This is a genomic window from Stenotrophomonas sp. AGC87 (assembly GCF_057333975.1).
This window is the reverse complement of sequence record NZ_JBHFHW010000021.1, coordinates 55248-71962: the sequence shown is the minus strand read 5'-3', so window position 1 is coordinate 71962 and position 16715 is coordinate 55248. Positions and strand designations below refer to the sequence as shown.

Genomic DNA, 16715 nt, shown 5'->3' with positions numbered 1-16715 from the left:
CGACGGATCTGCAGGAGCAGATCCGGACAGACGAACGTCTGGCCCGGGAGCGCGCAAGCGCGGAAGGGCGGGGTGCATGGATGCACCCCGCAATCCCAATGAAGCGGCCACCATCGTTCCGGGTTCGACCACCCCACTGACGGGCAACGCCCGACACCCGCCCAACATGCGCTCCGCTAAACTGCCCACCTCACGTAACGGAGCCCCACCATGACCGCTGAAATCCTCGTCCCCGTGTCCTTCGGTGAACTGCTCGACAAGATCTCGATCCTGCAGATCAAATCCGAGCGCATCAGCGACGAGGCCAAGCTGGCCAATATCCGCACCGAGCTGAGCGAGCTGGAAAAGACCTGGATGGCGCACCCGGCCGGGGTCAAGGACATCGCCCGCCTGCGTGCCGAGCTCAAGGCCGTCAACGAGCGCCTGTGGGACATCGAAGACAACATCCGCCTGCAGGACAAGGCGCAGGCCTTCGACGACCATTTCGTCGAGCTGGCCCGCAGCGTCTACCAGCAGAACGATGAGCGCGCCCGCATCAAGAAGGACATCAACCTGGCGCTGGGCTCGCGCTACGTGGAAGAGAAGTCGTACAAGGATTACGCCCCGCGCGGCGCGTAATCGGAGACATGGCGCTCGAAGGCGGCAATGCCGTCCTCGACCGTGATCAGCTGCATCACGTCGTCGAATTCGACCTTCGCGCCCCATTTCAGTTCGCTGGCCGGCCTGCCCAGGAATTTGCGCGCGGCATCGTCGTAGCGATCCACGCAGTAGCGGCGGTCGGAATAGGGGCCGCTGCGGTGCGGGTTGCTGGCCGCGTGCAGGCCCAGCACCTTGGCGCCCATCGCGTTGGCGATATGCATCGGGCCCGAATCGGGCGTCATCACCAGCGCGGCGCGGGCCAACAGGGCCGGCAGCTGCTTGAGGGTGTCCTTGCCGACCAGATCCAGTGCGGGAGTCGTGAGCTGTGCCTGGATGGCATCGGCCATGCCGCGCTCCAGATCGCTGCGCCCACCGCACAGCACCACCCGCCAGCCGCGCGCGGTGGCGTGGTTGGCCACGGCCGCATAGCGGTCGGCATACCAGTTGCGGCGCACGTGGCTGGAGCAGGGCGAGATCATCAGCACCGGGCGGCCGTCGTCGGCCCACTGGGCATTGGCCCACTCGAACGCCGCCGGCGGCACGGCCAGGTCCCAGCTGACCTCCGTCTGCTTCAGGCCCAGCGGCTCGCAGAAGCTGCCGATCGCATCGAGCACGTGGATGCCGGGGCGGTCCGGGATGCGTTCATTGATAAACAGCCCGTGAAGGTCCTTGGAGCGCGATTTGTCGTAGCCGATACGGCGCTTGGCCGGCACGAAGGCAGACAGCACGTTGGCGCGGAAGGCCACCTGCATCTGCAGCAGCGCATCGAAGCGCCCGGCAGGGAGGCTCTCGCGCAGGGCGCGCATGCCGGCCAGGCCGGTCTTCTTGTCGTAGCTGTGGAAGGTCACGCCGGGCAGCCCGTCAAGCAGCTTGTGGCCGGCCTTGTCGATGATCCAGTGCAGCGACACGCCGGGATCGGCCTGCTGCAGGGTGCGCACCAGCGGCACCACATGGGTCACGTCCCCCAGCGCGGACAAACGCAAAAGACACAAGGAAGAGGACGTTGGTGCCATGGTGTTGTTAGACTCGAAGGAATGGTCGCATTCGACGCCACTGAAGCGCTGACGCCCTGCCGCGATGGACGCGGTATCGGTGCCATTCTGTTCGACCGCGAAGCCTTGCGGCAAGCCGAGATGAGCCTGTTCGCGCCGGCCCACTGGGGCGAGCGGGCACGACCGGTCGCCGATGGCGGCCGCGGCGGCGCCTGGTTCGTCGATGCGCCCTTCGGTCATGCCGTGCTGCGCCAGTACCTGCGCGGCGGCATGGCGGCCAAGCTCAGCCGGGACCACTACCTCTGGCGGGGCGCCAACCGCACCCGCAGTTTTGCCGAATTCCGGCTGATGCGCGTCCTGCACGCACAGAAGCTGCCGGTACCGCGACCGATTGCCGCGTTCTACATGCGCGAAGGCCTGCGCTACAAAGCGGCGATCCTGATGGAGCGGCTGGAGGGCGTGCGCTCGCTGGCCGACCGCGCGCTGGTCGCCGGGCGCGGCGCCCCCTGGGAAGAGACGGGCCGGCTGATCGCGCGCTTCCACCGCGCCGGGCTGGACCATGCCGATCTCAACGCCCACAACATTCTGTTCGACGCCAACGGCCATGGCTGGCTGATCGATTTCGATCGCGGCGTGCTGCGCATTCCCGCCACCCGCTGGCGCGAACGCAATCTCAAGCGGCTGCTGCGCTCGCTGATCAAGCTGCGCGGTGAGCGCAGCCATGAAGATGTCGAGAAGGACTATGCACGGCTGCGCCGCGCCTACGATCTGGCCTGGAACCGGGGTTACTGATGGACTGGGCACTGCGTTTCGTGGGGGTCGGCAATGCGTCGGCCGTGCAGCTTGGTTCGCCGATGGCGGTGATCGAGCGCGACGGCCGCCCGTGGCTCACCATCGATTGCGGCGGGGAAGGGCTGACCGCCTTCCAGGCGCACTACGGGCATGTGCCGCAGGCCCTGTTCGTCACCCATGTGCACCTGGACCATGTCGCTGGTTTCGAACGACTGTTCGTGGATGCGTATTTCTCGTCGCAGCGTCGTGGGCGTATCCGGCTCTACGTGCCGGCGACGGTCGTGCCGCTGCTGCACAAGCGCGTGGCCGATTACCCGAACGTGCTGGCCGAGGGTGGCGCGAACTTCTGGGATGCCTTCCAGCTGATCGTGGTCGGCGATGCGTTCTGGCATGACGGCGTGCGCCTGGAAGTCTTCCCGGTGCGCCATCACTGGCCGGAAACCGCCTATGGCCTGCGCCTGAAGGGCGCAGTCACCTGGAGCGGGGATACCCGCCCGATTCCGGAAATGCTGGCGCGCTACGCCGACGACAACGAACTGATCGCCCACGACTGCGGCCTGCACGGCAACCCCTCGCACACCGGTGTGGATGATCTGGAGCGTGAGTACACGCCTGAGCTGCAGGCGAGGATGATGCTGTATCACTACGCCAGCGAGGCTGACGGCGAGTTGCTGCGCCAGCGTGGCCACCGTGTGGCCCTGCCCGGTGAGCGTGTGGCGCTGGCCACCCCGACCGCGATGCACGTGCTGGCCCAGGATCCTCCCTGAGCATGGGCGACGCGCTGGCCGCCCATCTGCAGGCGCTCGAACGCGCGTTGCATAGGCCAGCGGTCCGCGGTGATGTCGGGCAGTTGGCGGCGCTGTTGGATGACGACTTCCGTGAGATAGGCAGTTCGGGCGCGTGTTTCGACCGTGCTGCTGCGCTGGCCGAGATTCCGCGCGAGCGCGCGCAGGTGGAGATCGTGTCCAGCGATTACGAGGTCGACCTGCTGGCCCCGACGCTGGCGCAGGTGCGCTACCGCAGTTGGTATGTGATCGACGGCGTGCGCCAGCGTGAGGTGCTGCGCAGCTCGCTGTGGCGACTGCGCGGTGCGGCATGGCGGGTGGTGTTCCATCAGGGCACGCCCGCGGCGCCTTGAGCGGCCACGTCGGGAGAGGGAAACGGGGAGCCCAAAAAGGTGGCGGCCCCGCCGGCTGACCTCGGCGCCCGCGTCGATCGATACCGTTGCTGCCTTCCGGCCCTGGCGGGATTTTCGACCTAGCGTCGCGAGGGGCCGACGGGGCCACCATAGAGACGTTCCGGCTGCAGGGCGATCAAGGATCAGCCGGCCACAGGCGGAAGGTGCACCGCAGGAACAGGTCCGGCAGTGCAGTCGCGCATTCTAGCGCATGCGTGGCATGCAGTGCCAGACGCGGAGGCTGAATCCTGTGTAGCCCGATGCCGTCAGTAGCGGCTATTGCGCGGGTGGGGCGGTAAAATACCCGGCACAGGAGGAACGGCCTCCCCCATTTCGGGAACCACTGACCAGGACGGCCTGGCCCCCATCAAGGAGGGCCGCATGGCCTGGATCTATCTGTTGGCAGCCGGTGTACTGGAAATTGTCTGGGCGTTCTCGATGAAGCAATCCGAGGGGTTCAGCAAACTCACTCCCTCGATCATCACTCTCGTCACCATGATCGCCAGCTTCTGGCTGCTGTCACTGGCGATGCGCACGTTGCCGCTGGGCACCGCGTACACGATCTGGACCGGCATCGGCGCGGTCGGCGCATTCGTGATCGGCATTACCTTCCTCGGCGAGCAGGTCAGCGCGATGCGGATTGCCGCGGCGGTATTGATCGTGAGTGGGCTGGTGTTGATGAAGTTGAGCAGCAGCTGAGGCGTTCAAAACGCACGCTGTGCGCTCGGGGGTAGGGCCACGCCATGCGTGGCTGACGTAACCCTGACGCACTCCGATCACTGGCGCCGCTCAACGCGGCCCCAGTTCGAGCACCATCTCCACCGCATCCAGTCCGGGGCCGTGCCCATCGGAGGTGATGTGGGTGACGACGAAGCCGAGCCCGACGTAGAAATCCTGCGTGTGCTGGCTGGTGCTGAGCGTTACCTGCTGGGCGCCGAGCATTTTTGCGTGAGCCAGTCGTGCGTGCGAGAGCTGCCTGCCCAGGCCTTGGCGATGCCGGGTGCGGTCGACCATGCCCCAGCAGAAGGCCGCGGTGTGTTTGTTGTCGAGGGCCAGGCCGCCGCAGGCGACAAGGTGGCCGTTGTGTTCGATAACCAGATAGTCGTGGGCGCGGTGTGGGTGGAGCAGGTAAGTGGCGAAGTCGTGGCGTTCGTGTGGGGCGAAGTAACGCGGCACGTTGGTGTCGAACAGTGCCAGGCAGGCGGGGGCGTCTGTTGGGGTGTAGGGGCGCAGGGTGGGCATGGGGGGACTTTGGCATGGGTTGGCTGCGAGAAGAGCAGCCGACCAGCGGTCGGCTCTACCGTTAGCGGTGGTGACGGTTTGCGTGGCGCAAGCGTTGGCGGCGCAGAGGCTTCGGATGCAGACTGGCCGCTTCATTGGGATTGCTGGGTGCATCCATGCACCCAGCCCTTCCGCGCTGACGCGCTCCAGGGCCAGCCGTTCGGCTGTCCGGATTCGCTCCTGGCGAATCCGTCGAACCCATTGGGGTTCTCGTCCCCCATGCTGTCCGTCGCACAAATAAAAAGGCCGCCCCTGAGGGCGGCCTTTTTATTTGTGTGGCGGAGAGAGGGGGATTCGAACCCCCGAAGCGCGGTTTAGACGCTTACACACTTTCCAGGCGTGCTCCTTCAACCGCTCGGACACCTCTCCGGACCTGCTGCGATAACCCGCTGCAGGGGCGCAGATTCTAGCGGGGGAATTGGATTCGCACAAGCGGTTCGTCACGAAGGGCAGGGGGGCTGGACAGGCGTGGCACAATGGTCGTCCCGATGAAGACGGTGGCCTGATGTCCTATCTCGTCCTTGCCCGCAAGTGGCGTCCGAAGCGTTTTGCCGAGCTGGTGGGCCAGGAACACGTGGTCCGTGCGCTCAGCAATGCGCTGGACAGCGGCCGGGTGCACCATGCGTTCCTGTTTACCGGCACCCGTGGGGTCGGCAAGACCACCATTGCCCGTATTTTCGCCAAGTCGCTGAACTGCGAGCAGGGCACCAGCGCCGATCCATGCGGTCAGTGCCCGGCCTGCCTGGATATCGACTCCGGCCGCTACATCGATCTGCTCGAGATCGATGCCGCGTCCAATACCGGTGTGGATGATGTCCGTGAGGTGATCGAGAACGCCCAGTACATGCCCTCCCGGGGCAAGTACAAGGTCTATCTGATCGACGAAGTGCACATGCTGTCCAAGGCGGCGTTCAATGCGCTGCTCAAGACGCTGGAAGAGCCGCCGGAGCATGTGAAGTTCCTGCTGGCCACCACCGATCCGCAGAAGCTGCCGGTGACGGTGCTCTCGCGCTGCCTGCAGTTCAACCTGAAGCGGTTGGACGAGGACCAGATCCAGGGCCAGATGACCAAGATCCTGGCGGCCGAGGAAATCGAGTCCGACCCGACCGCGATCGTGCAGTTGGCCAAGGCCGCCGATGGCAGCCTGCGTGACGGCCTGTCGCTGCTGGATCAGGCAATCGCCTATGCCGGCGGTGCGCTGCGCGAGGATGTGGTGCGCGCGATGCTGGGTACGGTCGACCGCACCCAGGTCGCGGCGATGCTGGATGCGCTCGCCGATGGCGATGGTCCGCGCCTGCTGCAGACCGTGGCCCTGCTGGCCGAGTTCTCGCCGGACTGGAGCGGGGTGCTCGATGCCCTGGCCGAAGCCCTGCACCGGATTCAGGTGCAGCAGCTGGTGCCGGGCGCCGCGACGGCAGGCGAGGGGATCGATGCCGAGGCCTTCGCCCAGCGCCTGCGCCCGGAAGTGGTGCAGCTCTGGTATCAGATGGCTCTGGGCGGCCGTCGTGACCTGCACCTGGCCCCGAGCCCGCGCGCCGGGTTCGAGATGGCCGTGCTGCGCATGCTGGCGTTCCGTCCGGCCGCCGCCGTACCGCCGGTGCCCCGCGATCCGGGCACCGGGACCGACGTGAACAGTAGTGGCCAGGCCAGCGGCCAAGGCACCGGCATGGCCGCTGCGGCAGCGACCGCGGCTGCTGCTTCGGCCGTTGCGCCGGCCAAGGCCAGCGCCCCCGTCGCTCAGCCGGCCTCCGTGGCGCCCGTGGTTGCTACGGTCTCCACAGCGCCTGAGCCCGCACCGCCGGCACCGAAAAAATCCGCCCCGGCGCCGGCCCCGGCAGCCGCCGAGCCGGTGAAACCGGCCAAGCCCGCCGTCGCAGCGCCCGCTGCCGACGACGATCTGCCGCCGTGGCACCACGAGAGCGATGCGGCCGATCGCGACGAAGCGCTGGCGGCCGAAATGGCCACCCCGGATGCGGCCATGGTCGCGCCGTGGGAAGCGCCGCCCGAGCGGACCGTGGCACCTGCTGCCCCCGCACCTGCCTCGCAAGCGCCCGCTCCGGTAGCCCGCCCGCAGGGCATCGCCATCGCACCATCGGAAACGAACGCTGCGCCCGCAGGCGAGACAGGTGACCTGACCGCCGATGCCTGGCTGGAACTGGTGGCTGGCAGCCAGCTCAATGGCCCGTCCAAGCAGCTGGCCGCGCACTCGGCGTTCATCAGCTACCAGCACGGCGTCTTGAAACTGGCGATTTCGCCCGGATTTGAATACTTGAGTTCGGACCGCTCGCAGGCGGCGCTGATCGCGGCGTTGACCGGCCCCTTGGGGCAGGCCCCGCGCCTGGTGATCGACACCGGTGCAGCCGGTGCCGAGACCCTGCATCAGCGCGCTGACCGCCAGCGTGGCGAACGCCAAACGGCGGCGGAAGCCGCTTTCATGGCCGATCCTTCGGTGCAGTTGCTGGTCCAGCAACACGGTGCCCGGGTCGTCGCCGATTCCATTCGTCCTTTTGAAGAGTAAAGACCCATGCGCGGCAATATCGCCCAACTGATGCAGCAGGCCCAGAAGATGCAGGAAAACCTGCAGAAGGCCCAGGAAGACCTCGCCAAGCTGGAAGTGACCGGCAGCGCCGGCGGCGGCATGGTCAGCGTGACCCTGACCGGCACCAAGGAATGCCGCAAGGTGCGCATCGATCCGTCGGTGCTGTCCGATGCGGAAATGACCGAAGATCTGGTGGCCGCCGCGTTCAACGATGCCTCCAACAAGATCGACGCCGAGTCGAAGAACCGCATGGGTTCGGCGACCGCCGGCATGCAGCTGCCGCCGGGCATGAAGCTGCCGTTCTGACCCACGGCCTGCGCCGGGCCCGTGCCTGGCGCGACCGTGGTGACCGCGCCGCGAAGCCTTCGGGCTTCGCGCGCTTGTTTCTGAGATGAGCAATCCGCCATGAGCCTGCCCCTGCTCGAACAATTGATCGAGGCCTTCCGCGTGTTGCCGGGCGTGGGCCAGAAGACCGCCCAGCGCATGGCGTACCACGTGCTGGAGCGCGAGCGCGAGGGTGGCCAGAAACTGGCCGAGGTGCTGGCCAAGGCGATCGAGCGGATCGGGCATTGCGAGCAATGCCGGGATTTCAGCGAGACCGAGATCTGCGCGGTCTGTGCTAACGGCAGCCGCGAGCGCCAGCAGCTGTGCGCGGTGGAATCACCGGCCGATCGCCTGGCGATCGAAACGGCCACCGGCTTCCGCGGGGTGTACTTCGTACTGCAGGGGCGGCTGTCGCCGCTGGATGGCATCGGCCCGCGCGAGCTGGGCCTGGATCAGCTGGAGGCGCGCCTGAAGCAGGGCGAAGTCAACGAGTTGATCATCGCCACCAGTGCCACCGTGGAAGGCGAAGCGACCGCGCACTACCTGGCGCAGATGGCGCGCAGCTACAAGGTGCGGCCCAGCCGCCTCGCGCAGGGTCTGCCGCTGGGTGGCGAACTGGAATACGTGGATCGCGGCACGCTGTCGCACGCCTTCGGCACGCGTACCGAAGTGCAGGAATGACGCGGCGCACGGCGCGGCAATGATCGAAACCGGGGGCGCATCCGCGCTACTCTCCAAGGCCCTGTTCCACGAGGTGCCCTCATGAGCCACGACACCCTGTTCGGCAAGATCATCCGCCGCGAAATTCCGGCCACCATCGTCTACGAAGACGAGGACGTGCTCGGCTTCAAGGACATCGCCCCGCAGGCGCCGGTGCACGTGTTGTTCATTCCCAAGCACGAGGCGATCCCGACCTTGGATGACGTGCGCCCGGACCAAGCACACCTGATCGGCAAGCTGGCGATGGCCGCCGCGGACTACGCGCGCCGCGAAGGCTTCGCACAGGACGGCTACCGCATCGTCATGAACTGCCGTGAGCACGCCGGGCAGACGGTGTTCCATATCCACCTGCACCTGCTGGCCGGCGCGCAGTTGGGTCATTTCGGTACGCCGAACGGCTGAGCCGGCCAGGCGCAAGCAAAAACGCCGCCCGAGGGCGGCGTTTCTGCGTCAGCGTGTTACCACCAGCCCCAGCCGCGGTAGCCCCAACCCGGACCCCAGCCCGGGCCCCACGGGCCGTAGGGGTAGGCGGGCACCACATCCACCTGGCGCTGTTCCGGCCACAGGTAGATGACATCGGCGTCCAGCTTCGGCAGGCGATAGTCGTACTCGCCGATCCGGGTGTTCTCGTAACCGCCGATCTTGCCGATGAAGGTCACATCGCGGCCCGGCTCGAACACCGCCGGATCGTAGAAGCCGGCACGGCAGGCGATGAAGCGGCCGTCACTGGCGTCGGCCGAGGTGGTGCTCGGGCGGCCACTGCCGTTGAGCGGGCGCGAAATCATCTGGAAGCAGGTCTGGCCCTGGCCCGGATTGGTTTCGATGATGCGGCCACCCCAACGTACCGGGGTGCCCACCTGCTGGGTGGGAACCGCGTCGCGCGGGCTGACCATACTGAACTGCCCCTGCAACGGCTTGGGCGCGGTGGCGCAGGCAGCCAGTGCCAGAGAAGCAGCAAGGGGAAGCAGGATTTGAATCTTCATGGGGATGCTCCGGAGGTCGGGCGATGCCTGCGCAGGTCGCGCAATAATGAAGTGAGGTCGACGTCAGCGCCAGCGTAGCGCGCCTGGACGAAACGCGCGCTGAGCGACAGCAGCGCAGGATCGGGTCGCTGCCGGTCTACCCGGCGTGCCCACTCGCCAGCCGGTTCGGCGCTGGCGCGGGACAGTCCATAGCGCGCGTACCGGCGTCCCAGACGGTGCCACGCCCGCAGCAGCGGGTCGCGCTCGCGTTCGCCGCGGGCCAGCAGCCATGCCATCCAGCCTAGCGCGGCCAGTGCGAAGACGATGAAAATTCCCACCAGCTGGCTCGGATCCAGCCGCTCGAAACCAAACGGTTCAAGAAGCTGCTGCTGACGGTTGGCATCGAAGGACAGGACCAGGTCGTTCCAGCCCCGGCGCAGCCAGTCGCCCATCTGCCCGATCTGCAGCCATCGGCTGTCCAGCGTGGCGCCGGCAGCGCCGGCCCCCAACCGGTCCTCAAGCGTGTCGTAAACGCGCTCCGGCGCAACGGCGGCGGTCGGATCGACCCGCACCCAGCCGCGCCCCGGCAGCCACACTTCGGCCCAGGCATGTGCGTCCATCCGGCGCAGCACCCAGTAGTCGCCATACGGGTTGCGGATGCCGCCCGCGAAGCCGGTCACCACCCGCGCCGGGATGCCTGCATTGCGCATCAATACGACGAACGAGGAGCTGAAGTGCTGGCAGAAGCCGGCCTGCTGATCGAACAGGAATTCGTCCGCGCCATCGCGACCGGGCTCGGGCGTGTCCAGGGTGTAGACGAAACGCGCGCGCACCCAGTCGAGCGCGCGCTGCACGATCGCGGCATCGTTGCTGCCGGCGTCCTGTCGCCACTGCCGGGCCAGCGCTGCCGTGCGCGGATTCAAGCCGTCGGGCAACTGCAGCGCAAGGCGCCGCTCGTAAGGCGTCAGCGCTTCGGTATAGGCCACCGCCGGTGCGGAGGTCAGCCGCCAACGGGTCAGCGCGTTCAACGCCGCGTGGCTGCGCAGGCTGTGGTTGGCATCCAGGTCGCTGCCGGGCGGTGCCTGCAGCGGAAGATCCAGCGCAACCAACTGGCGGCGATCGGTCGGCTCGTAATCGATCTGGTAGTCCCACTGCGTGCTGGCGTGGGTCACGGCGGCCGGCGCACGCTCGATCTGCCGCCGGTCCTGCTCCCAGCGCTTGCCATCGAAATGGGTCAGTACCGGCCCGCGCCAGTAACGTTCCTGCGGCGCCGGGATCGCGCCGAAGAACTGCACGCGAAGCGCCGGGGTGTCATCGGCCATCAGGTCCAGCCACTCCCCAGGCTCCATCGTGTCGGACAGGCCGGGCTTGCCCACTGCGCGATCCGGGATGCCCCAGAGTGGTTCGCTCAACCGCGGGAACAGCCAGAATCCGGCCAAGGCCAGCGGCAGGCCGAGCAGGACCAGCCGGCCGATGCCGCGCAATTGGCGTTTGAGGGGCGCTGGCGGTGCCTGTCCCTCCAGGTGTGCCAGGCGTTGCAGGGCGAGCAGTGCGGCCAGGCCGGCCAGCACGGCCAGCGTCATCGTCAACGGGCCTTGGTCGAGCAGGAACGCCGCGAACGGGCCGAACAGCCCGAAGCCGACCAGGCTGCGGGCATCGCGCAGGCTGCGCAGCTCGCTGGATTTCAGCGCGAGCATTGCTGCCAGCAGCGCGCAGCCGGTATCGCGGCCAGGCCGTGGACCCATCTGCCAGTAAATGGCGGCCAGCATGGCGAGCACCAGCAACAGGCGCAGGGCGCCCGGCAGCAGCCGCTGCCGCGAGGCCAGTGCGGTCAGGAGTGCGACACCGGCGATGACGGCGGCCAGTACGGTGGGCAGCTGCAGCAGCAGCGGCAACAGGCCCAACGCCGCGCTGGCCAGCGTCCAGTAGCGCGCGCCGGGACTGAGCAGGGACACGGGCCGGTCAGTCATGGGGCAACAGCGCCAGTGCGCGCTGGCACAGGTGGTGATGGGCACTGCCGTTGCCGGGCCCGAGCACCGGTTGGCCCGGCAGCTTGAGCGTGTAGCGGCGGCCTTCGCGTTCGGCCAGGTCGATCCAGCGCGCCATGCGTGCGATCCGTGCTTCGGTGCCCAGCGGTGCCAGGTGCCACCAGTCCAGCACGATCTCCACCCCGACCGGCTTTTCGTACTCGCGCACCAGCAGGGTGTCGCGTCGCGCGGAGTGTTTCCACGCGATGCTGCGCATCGGGTCGCCAGCGCGATACGGGCGCAGCTGATGCAGCTCGTCGCCACTGGCGTGCACGCGGGTATGCAGTGGGTCGCCGCCGCTTTCCGGCAGGGGGGGGGCGTGCGTTTCCGGTGCGGCATAGACCAGCAACGGCGTTCCCGGCCAGACCCACGACCACGCGCGCACCAGACCGAGCGGTTGCGTGGTGGCGATGCGGATGCGGGCCAGGTCGAACCAGCCGCGCCGGTGCGTGGGCAGCTCGAGATCCACTTCGATCTGGTCGCTGTCGATCAGGTGCCCGAACGCGGCCACGCCCTCGTGCTCCACCTGCAGGCCGCGCCGGGCGCGGGTATCGGCGCGCGACAGGCTGATGCGCAGCCGCAACGGCGCGCCCGCGGTGACCGGCTCGGCGGAGACCGCATCCACCTGCAATCCAGACAGCTGCAGGTGCGCGCTGATCGCACTGGCGATGCTGACCGTCGCCAGCAACAAGGCCAGCAGCAGGGCAGGATTGTTGTTGTAGTTCAGTGCGCCGAGCAGCATCGCCGACAGCAGCACGGCGACGAACAGCCCGAACCGCGTCGGCAGCACATAGATGCGGCGCCGGTCGAACCGGCACGGCAGGTGCTCGGGGCGGCGCGGTCGCGCCAGATGTTGCAGTTGCTGCCAGCGGGCTCCCCAGCCGTGGCGCATCTCAGTCGACCTGCACGGTCTGGAGGATGGCGCGGGCCAGTGCCGGCCCGTTGCCGGCTTCGGCCTCGGGCACCAGGCGATGCCCGGCCACTGCCCCGAACAGGGTCTGCACGTCTTCGGGCACCACATGCGCGCGGCCGAGCAGCAGCGCATGTGCCTTGGCGGCGCGCAGCAATGCCAGCCCGGCACGCGGCGACAGGCCCACGCGCACCCCCGCGTGCTGGCGGCTGCGGGCGAGCAGGGCCTGCACATACGTAATCAACGCTTCGCTGGCATGCACCTGACCAACCGCCTCCCGCAGCGTGCGTACGTCCACTTCACTCAGGCGCGCGGTGGCCTGCGCGATCAGATGGCGGCGATCGGTGCCGCGCAGCAGCTCGCGTTCCGATTCCGGATTGGGGTAGCCCAGTGCCAACCGCAGCAGGAAGCGATCCAGCTGCGAGTCCGGCAACGGGAACGTACCGGAGAGGTCGACCGGGTTCTGGGTGGCGATGACGAAGAACGGATCCGGCAGTGGATGGGTCACGCCATCCAGGGTGACCTGCTGCTCGGCCATCGCTTCCAGCAGCGCACTCTGGGTACGCGGCGGCGCGCGGTTGATCTCGTCGGCCAGCAACACATGCGTGAAGACCGGGCCCGGGTGGAACTGGAAATGGCGGCTGCCGGCGTCATACACCGAGACACCAAGCACATCGGCCGGCAACAGGTCGGAGGTGAACTGCACCCGCTGGAAGCCCAGCCCGAGGCTGGAGGCCATGGCATGGGCGAGGGTGGTCTTGCCCAGCCCGGGCAGGTCCTCGATCAGCAGATGGCCGCCGGAGAGCAGCGCCACGAACGCCAGCCGCACCTCCTGCGCCTTGCCCAGCACCAGCCCGTTGACCTGATCCTGGGCGGCGCGAAGGGACTGTCGCAGTACATCGGTTAGCATGGCTGGCACGGGGGGCGAATGATCCATGTCCGTCTCGATTCGATGATTCCACTGATTCTATAGAGCAATGCAGGGCGAACAACGCGCACGCACCATATTCCTGTTGTTGTGGACGCTGGTCACCGCCGTCAAGCTGGTGGTGGCCGCACGTCTGCCCTTGTTCGTGGACGAAGCTTTTTACTGGCAGGAAGGCCAGCATCTGGCGGCGGCCTATTCGGACCTGCCGGGTCTGACTGCTTGGCTGGCACGCCTGGGCGTGGAAGTGGGCGGCAATCATGTGCTCGCACTGCGCCTGCCGTTCCTGGCGATCGGTGCGTGGCTGCCATGGCTGGTCTCACGCATCGCCACGCGCTGGTTCGGTGCGGTGGCCGGTTGGCAGGCGGGCAGCCTCACGTTGTTGATGCCGCTGTCGGCCACGCTGGGCATGCTGGCCGTCCCGGATGTGCCGATGGCGTTGGCCGCGGTGCTGTGCCTGGATGCAGGCGCGCGTCTGCTGCGCAGTGTCGATGCCGCGGCGGCGGTGAAGCTGGCCGCCGGCCTGGCCATCGGCGCGCTCAGCCATTACCGCTTCATCGGCGTGATCGTGGTCGGCTTCATCGCGTTGCTGGTGTTGCCGCAGGGCCGGCGCATGCTGCGCGATCCGCGTGTCTGGGTGGCCTTGGCGGTGGGTGTGCTGGCGTGGCTGCCGCTGCTGTCGTGGAACGCCGACAACCATGATGCGGGCCTGAAGTTCCAGGTGGTCGAGCGCCACCCGTGGGCGTTTGAATGGAGCGGGCTGTGGTTCCTGGTGATCCAGCCGATGCTGGTCACCCCGATCCTGTGCATCGCGATGTGGAAGGTGGCCCTGGCGGGCACCCGCTCCGGTGGTGGCGCACGCGCGCAATGGCGTTACTTCGGCCTGATCGGCGCGGTGTCGACGCTGTCCATCTTCGGCCTGGGCTTCTTCACCGATGTGGAGCGCATCAGTTTCCACTGGCCGCTGCCGGGCTATCTGGCGCTGCTGATCGCGGTGCCGGTGGTACTCAACGGCTGGCCGCGCTGGCTGCGCCGTACCGGCTGGTGGCTGGCCGGTGCCGGGCTGGCGCTGGCCTTCGGCTATTACCTGACGGTCTCCATCCCGAGCGTGCGTGAGCAGTTGGCCGGCTACAAGTATTACCCGCGCAACTTCGCCGGCTGGGAACCGTTGGCTGGCGCGGTGCGCGACGAGCTGAAAAGCATGCCGCCCGGCACGCGCGTGCTGGCCGGCAACTTCAAGGTGGGGGCGGAACTGGGCTTCCAGTTGCGCGATCCCTCGATCGAGGTGCTGCGCCACCCGTTGAACGACAAGCACGGCCGCAGCGCCCAGCTGGGTCTGTGGGGGCTGCTGCACGATGGCCAGCGCGACGCGCCGATGCTGTTGGTGCTCTCGCCCAGCGACCAGCGCTATCGCGATCTGCTGGCGCGCTACCACGCGGTCTGCGAACAGGTGGGCCCGCTGCCGCCGCCGCGTGTGGTCAGCAACGATCATGGCTACCAGCGCTTCCTGCTGTTCAAGCTGCCGGCCGAGCGGGTCGAGGCGCCGTGCGTCACGCCGGCGATGGCCTGGCTGGATACGCCGCAGCCCGGCGCCGCGGCGGGGAACCCCCTCCAGGTGCGTGGCTGGGCCTTCAAGGATGGCGTGGGCATCGAGCGTGTCGAGCTGCTGATCGATGGCAAGCCGGTGGGCGATGCGGTCTACGGTCGGCCCTACGACATCACCGGCGCGTGGAAGATCTCCACCGATCCGCAGCACCCCAACGTGGCCTTCGATGCCACGCTGAAGACCGACCACCTCGCGCCCGGCCGTCATTGGCTCGGCATGACGCTGCACGGCAAGGACGGCAGCGTGGAGCAGTGGCAGGAGCAGGCCTTCGTGGTGCCCGCGCGCTGAGGCTCAGGGCAGGGTGTAGCCAGCCTGGCGCAGCAGCTGGCTCAGCGCGATCAGGGGCAGCCCGATCAGCGCGGTCGGGTCGCGGTTCTCGATCGCCTCGAACAAGGTGATGCCCAGGCCTTCGCACTTGAAGCTGCCGGCGCAGTCCAGCGGCTGCTCGGCCGCCACGTAGCGGGCGATCTCGGCGGTATCCAGCGCCCGGAAGTGGACCCGGGTCAGATCACAGGTCGCCAGGGCCTCGCCGTCGCGCACCAGGCTCACCGCCGTGTGGAAGTCGACCACCTGCCCGGACATCGCCGCCAGCTGGGCATGGGCGCCCTCGACCGTGCCCGGCTTGCCCAGCGGGGCCCCGTTCAGTTCCGCCACCTGGTCCGAGCCGATCACCCATTGGCCCGGGTGCAGGCGGGCAACCGCCTCGGCCTTGGCCCGCGCCAGCCGCACGGCCACGGCCCGTGGGGCCTCACCGGGGGCGGGGGTCTCATCCACCTCGGGGCGGGCCGTTTGCAGGGGCAGGCCGAGCCGCTCCAGCAGTTCACGGCGGTAGCGGGAAGTAGAGGCAAGCAGCAGCGGGGTCATGCGACAATACCGGGCACGGAAGGGCGGCAGTCTGGCCCCTCGGGGCGGGGATCGGCAACCTGACTGCGCAGGCATTTGACAGCAGCCCGGACGATCCTTAACATTCAGCGGCTTATGTCCGCAAACGTGCCCGAAATGCTGGATGCTTGGCGGATGGTCGCAGCACGCAGGTGCTTCGACGGCCAGGTGGATCTAGCGGAATTGACCCGCCTCCAGGGCCTTGTCGCCGATACCGAAGGAACGTGCACCTATGCACTGGAATTCGCGCACGACGACATCCTGCAGGTATCCTATGTTGAACTGTCCATCGACACCGCGCTGCCGCTGATCTGTCAGCGCAGCCTGCAGCGTTTCCTGTTGCCGGTTTCGATGGTGCAGCGGCTCGGTCTGATCCGCAGCGAAGAGGAAGAATCCTCGTTGCCGGAAGGCTGGGAACCGTGGCTGGTGCCGGAAGACGGCATGCTGCGACCGCTGGAACTGGTCGAGGACGAACTCGTCCTGGCCGTGCCCGTCGTGCCGCTGTCTCCCGATGGTGAGGCCGTGGACAAGGACTGGGCACCGACCGAAGAAGAAATCAGCAAGGCCAATCCGTTCGCGGCGTTGGCGGCACTGAAAAAACAATAGCAGCCGGATTGTCGTCGGCGGCTGCGGCGAAAGCGAAAACTGTGCTGGGCGCTGGCGTCCTGCGCGACGATACGACGAAGCAAAACGAACCGAGTTTGGAGCAATCCCATGGCTGTGCAGAAATCCCGTGTCACCCCGTCCCGCCGCGGTATGCGCCGTGCGCATGACGCCCTGAGCGCCAAGCAGCTGTCCACCGATCCGACCACCGGTGAAGTGCATCTGCGTCACCACATCACCGCTGACGGTTTCTACCGCGGCAAGAAGGTGATCACGACCAAGTCGAACTCGGCCGTCGAAGAAGATTGATTTGTGAAGGGCGGTGCCCGGTCGGGC

At 67.6% G+C, this 16715-nt stretch carries 19 protein-coding genes, 1 tRNA gene and 1 other RNA gene; 12 read left to right on the top strand and 9 right to left on the bottom strand.

Annotation, left to right across the window (positions count from 1 at the left end; genetic code table 11):
* The first annotated feature begins 210 nt into the window (after nt 1-210).
* Entirely contained in the window at nt 211-618 is a 408-nt protein-coding gene (locus ACE026_RS07980) for a DUF6165 family protein (RefSeq protein ID WP_486038623.1), read from the top strand.
* Here the strand turns inward: ACE026_RS07980 and ACE026_RS07975 are convergent.
* Nucleotides 597-1652 (bottom strand): glycosyltransferase family 9 protein, encoded by a 1056-nt coding sequence (locus tag ACE026_RS07975; protein WP_486038622.1) that lies wholly within the window; start codon nt 1650-1652, stop codon nt 597-599. The genes ACE026_RS07980 and ACE026_RS07975 overlap by 22 nt on opposite strands.
* Nucleotides 1653-1673: 21 nt before the next feature.
* Here ACE026_RS07975 and ACE026_RS07970 point away from each other — a divergent pair, with 21 nt between their 5' ends.
* From ACE026_RS07970 to ACE026_RS07960, 3 genes are read left to right on the top strand one after another with little or no spacing between them, the layout of a single operon-like run.
* Nucleotides 1674-2423, top strand: coding sequence for a 3-deoxy-D-manno-octulosonic acid kinase (locus tag ACE026_RS07970; RefSeq protein ID WP_486038621.1), 750 nt, complete (start codon nt 1674-1676; stop codon nt 2421-2423).
* Entirely contained in the window at nt 2423-3190 is a 768-nt protein-coding gene (locus ACE026_RS07965) for an MBL fold metallo-hydrolase (protein WP_486038620.1), read from the top strand. The genes ACE026_RS07970 and ACE026_RS07965 overlap by 1 nt, the downstream gene beginning before the upstream one ends.
* Nucleotides 3191-3192: 2 nt before the next feature.
* A complete protein-coding gene (locus tag ACE026_RS07960; protein ID WP_486038619.1) occupies nt 3193-3561 on the top strand; it encodes a nuclear transport factor 2 family protein in 369 nt (122 codons plus the stop codon).
* A gap of 45 nt (nt 3562-3606) precedes the next feature.
* On the opposite strand, the gene ffs is transcribed toward ACE026_RS07960, so the two are convergent.
* Nucleotides 3607-3703: signal recognition particle sRNA small type (ffs, locus tag ACE026_RS07955), an RNA gene on the bottom strand.
* Between the two features lie 278 nt (nt 3704-3981).
* On the opposite strand from ffs, the gene ACE026_RS07950 reads away from it, so the two are divergent.
* Nucleotides 3982-4299 (top strand): DMT family transporter, encoded by a 318-nt coding sequence (locus ACE026_RS07950; RefSeq protein ID WP_123728503.1) that lies wholly within the window; start codon nt 3982-3984, stop codon nt 4297-4299.
* Nucleotides 4300-4389: 90 nt separating this feature from the next.
* Here the strand turns inward: ACE026_RS07950 and ACE026_RS07945 are convergent, their stop codons facing one another.
* Both ACE026_RS07945 and ACE026_RS07940 read right to left on the bottom strand, forming a co-directional pair.
* Entirely contained in the window at nt 4390-4842 is a 453-nt protein-coding gene (locus tag ACE026_RS07945) for a GNAT family N-acetyltransferase (protein WP_486038618.1), read from the bottom strand.
* 315 nt (nt 4843-5157) lie between these two features.
* A tRNA-Ser gene (locus tag ACE026_RS07940) sits at nt 5158-5250 on the bottom strand.
* Nucleotides 5251-5386: 136 nt separating this feature from the next.
* Here ACE026_RS07940 and dnaX point away from each other — a divergent pair.
* From dnaX to ACE026_RS07920, 4 genes are all read left to right on the top strand, one after another.
* The gene (gene dnaX, locus ACE026_RS07935; protein ID WP_486038617.1) at nt 5387-7399 is read left to right on the top strand and encodes a DNA polymerase III subunit gamma/tau; all 2013 of its coding nucleotides are present in this window, start codon (nt 5387-5389) and stop codon (nt 7397-7399) included.
* A gap of 6 nt (nt 7400-7405) precedes the next feature.
* Nucleotides 7406-7726, top strand: coding sequence for a YbaB/EbfC family nucleoid-associated protein (locus tag ACE026_RS07930; RefSeq protein WP_019185335.1), 321 nt, complete (start codon nt 7406-7408; stop codon nt 7724-7726).
* Nucleotides 7727-7825: 99 nt separating this feature from the next.
* Entirely contained in the window at nt 7826-8425 is a 600-nt protein-coding gene (gene recR / locus ACE026_RS07925; protein WP_259261179.1) for a recombination mediator RecR, read from the top strand.
* 81 nt (nt 8426-8506) lie between these two features.
* Entirely contained in the window at nt 8507-8866 is a 360-nt protein-coding gene (locus ACE026_RS07920) for a histidine triad nucleotide-binding protein (protein WP_486038616.1), read from the top strand.
* A gap of 56 nt (nt 8867-8922) precedes the next feature.
* On the opposite strand, the gene ACE026_RS07915 is transcribed toward ACE026_RS07920, so the two are convergent.
* Genes ACE026_RS07915 through ACE026_RS07900 form a run of 4 tightly spaced genes read right to left on the bottom strand, consistent with a single transcriptional unit; the run spans nt 8923 to nt 13300 of the window.
* Complete coding sequence (locus tag ACE026_RS07915; RefSeq protein ID WP_019185338.1) at nt 8923-9447, bottom strand: Slp family lipoprotein; 525 nt, start codon at nt 9445-9447, stop codon at nt 8923-8925.
* A complete protein-coding gene (locus ACE026_RS07910; RefSeq protein WP_486038615.1) occupies nt 9444-11396 on the bottom strand; it encodes a transglutaminase TgpA family protein in 1953 nt (650 codons plus the stop codon). The genes ACE026_RS07915 and ACE026_RS07910 overlap by 4 nt, the downstream gene beginning before the upstream one ends.
* On the bottom strand, nt 11389-12345 hold the full coding sequence (locus ACE026_RS07905) for a DUF58 domain-containing protein (RefSeq protein ID WP_486038614.1): 957 nt from the start codon (nt 12343-12345) through the stop codon (nt 11389-11391). The genes ACE026_RS07910 and ACE026_RS07905 overlap by 8 nt, the downstream gene beginning before the upstream one ends.
* 1 nt (nt 12346) lies before the next feature.
* On the bottom strand, nt 12347-13300 hold the full coding sequence (locus ACE026_RS07900) for an AAA family ATPase (protein ID WP_486038613.1): 954 nt from the start codon (nt 13298-13300) through the stop codon (nt 12347-12349).
* A 40-nt stretch (nt 13301-13340) separates the two neighbouring features.
* Here ACE026_RS07900 and ACE026_RS07895 point away from each other — a divergent pair, with 40 nt between their 5' ends.
* On the top strand, nt 13341-15182 hold the full coding sequence (locus ACE026_RS07895) for a glycosyltransferase family 39 protein (RefSeq protein ID WP_486038612.1): 1842 nt from the start codon (nt 13341-13343) through the stop codon (nt 15180-15182).
* Nucleotides 15183-15185: 3 nt separating this feature from the next.
* On the opposite strand, the gene ACE026_RS07890 is transcribed toward ACE026_RS07895, so the two are convergent.
* Nucleotides 15186-15758 (bottom strand): Maf family protein, encoded by a 573-nt coding sequence (locus tag ACE026_RS07890; RefSeq protein ID WP_486038611.1) that lies wholly within the window; start codon nt 15756-15758, stop codon nt 15186-15188.
* 114 nt (nt 15759-15872) lie between these two features.
* On the opposite strand from ACE026_RS07890, the gene ACE026_RS07885 reads away from it, so the two are divergent.
* Both ACE026_RS07885 and rpmF read left to right on the top strand, forming a co-directional pair.
* Entirely contained in the window at nt 15873-16382 is a 510-nt protein-coding gene (locus tag ACE026_RS07885) for a YceD family protein (protein ID WP_121043054.1), read from the top strand.
* Between the two features lie 108 nt (nt 16383-16490).
* Nucleotides 16491-16688, top strand: coding sequence for a 50S ribosomal protein L32 (gene rpmF, locus ACE026_RS07880; RefSeq protein WP_017357626.1), 198 nt, complete (start codon nt 16491-16493; stop codon nt 16686-16688).
* Nucleotides 16689-16715: the final 27 nt, after the last annotated feature.

Excerpts from the sequence above, each read along its gene's own strand:
- ACE026_RS07945 (WP_486038618.1), bottom strand. The coding sequence starts at position 4,842 with ATGCCCACCCTGCGCCCCTACACCCCAACAGACGCCCCCGCCTGCCTG.
- ACE026_RS07965 (WP_486038620.1), top strand. The coding sequence starts at position 2,423 with ATGGACTGGGCACTGCGTTTCGTGGGGGTCGGCAATGCGTCGGCCGTG.
- ACE026_RS07885 (WP_121043054.1), top strand. The coding sequence starts at position 15,873 with ATGTCCGCAAACGTGCCCGAAATGCTGGATGCTTGGCGGATGGTCGCA.
- ACE026_RS07905 (WP_486038614.1), bottom strand. The coding sequence starts at position 12,345 with ATGCGCCACGGCTGGGGAGCCCGCTGGCAGCAACTGCAACATCTGGCG.
- dnaX (WP_486038617.1), top strand. The coding sequence starts at position 5,387 with ATGTCCTATCTCGTCCTTGCCCGCAAGTGGCGTCCGAAGCGTTTTGCC.
- recR (WP_259261179.1), top strand. The coding sequence starts at position 7,826 with ATGAGCCTGCCCCTGCTCGAACAATTGATCGAGGCCTTCCGCGTGTTG.
- rpmF (WP_017357626.1), top strand. The coding sequence starts at position 16,491 with ATGGCTGTGCAGAAATCCCGTGTCACCCCGTCCCGCCGCGGTATGCGC.
- ACE026_RS07915 (WP_019185338.1), bottom strand. The coding sequence starts at position 9,447 with ATGAAGATTCAAATCCTGCTTCCCCTTGCTGCTTCTCTGGCACTGGCT.
- ACE026_RS07910 (WP_486038615.1), bottom strand. The coding sequence starts at position 11,396 with ATGACTGACCGGCCCGTGTCCCTGCTCAGTCCCGGCGCGCGCTACTGG.
- ACE026_RS07900 (WP_486038613.1), bottom strand. The coding sequence starts at position 13,300 with ATGGATCATTCGCCCCCCGTGCCAGCCATGCTAACCGATGTACTGCGA.
- ACE026_RS07890 (WP_486038611.1), bottom strand. The coding sequence starts at position 15,758 with ATGACCCCGCTGCTGCTTGCCTCTACTTCCCGCTACCGCCGTGAACTG.
- ACE026_RS07975 (WP_486038622.1), bottom strand. The coding sequence starts at position 1,652 with ATGGCACCAACGTCCTCTTCCTTGTGTCTTTTGCGTTTGTCCGCGCTG.
- ACE026_RS07895 (WP_486038612.1), top strand. The coding sequence starts at position 13,341 with ATGCAGGGCGAACAACGCGCACGCACCATATTCCTGTTGTTGTGGACG.
- ACE026_RS07960 (WP_486038619.1), top strand. The coding sequence starts at position 3,193 with ATGGGCGACGCGCTGGCCGCCCATCTGCAGGCGCTCGAACGCGCGTTG.
- ACE026_RS07970 (WP_486038621.1), top strand. The coding sequence starts at position 1,674 with ATGGTCGCATTCGACGCCACTGAAGCGCTGACGCCCTGCCGCGATGGA.
- ACE026_RS07950 (WP_123728503.1), top strand. The coding sequence starts at position 3,982 with ATGGCCTGGATCTATCTGTTGGCAGCCGGTGTACTGGAAATTGTCTGG.
- ACE026_RS07920 (WP_486038616.1), top strand. The coding sequence starts at position 8,507 with ATGAGCCACGACACCCTGTTCGGCAAGATCATCCGCCGCGAAATTCCG.
- ACE026_RS07930 (WP_019185335.1), top strand. The coding sequence starts at position 7,406 with ATGCGCGGCAATATCGCCCAACTGATGCAGCAGGCCCAGAAGATGCAG.
- ACE026_RS07980 (WP_486038623.1), top strand. The coding sequence starts at position 211 with ATGACCGCTGAAATCCTCGTCCCCGTGTCCTTCGGTGAACTGCTCGAC.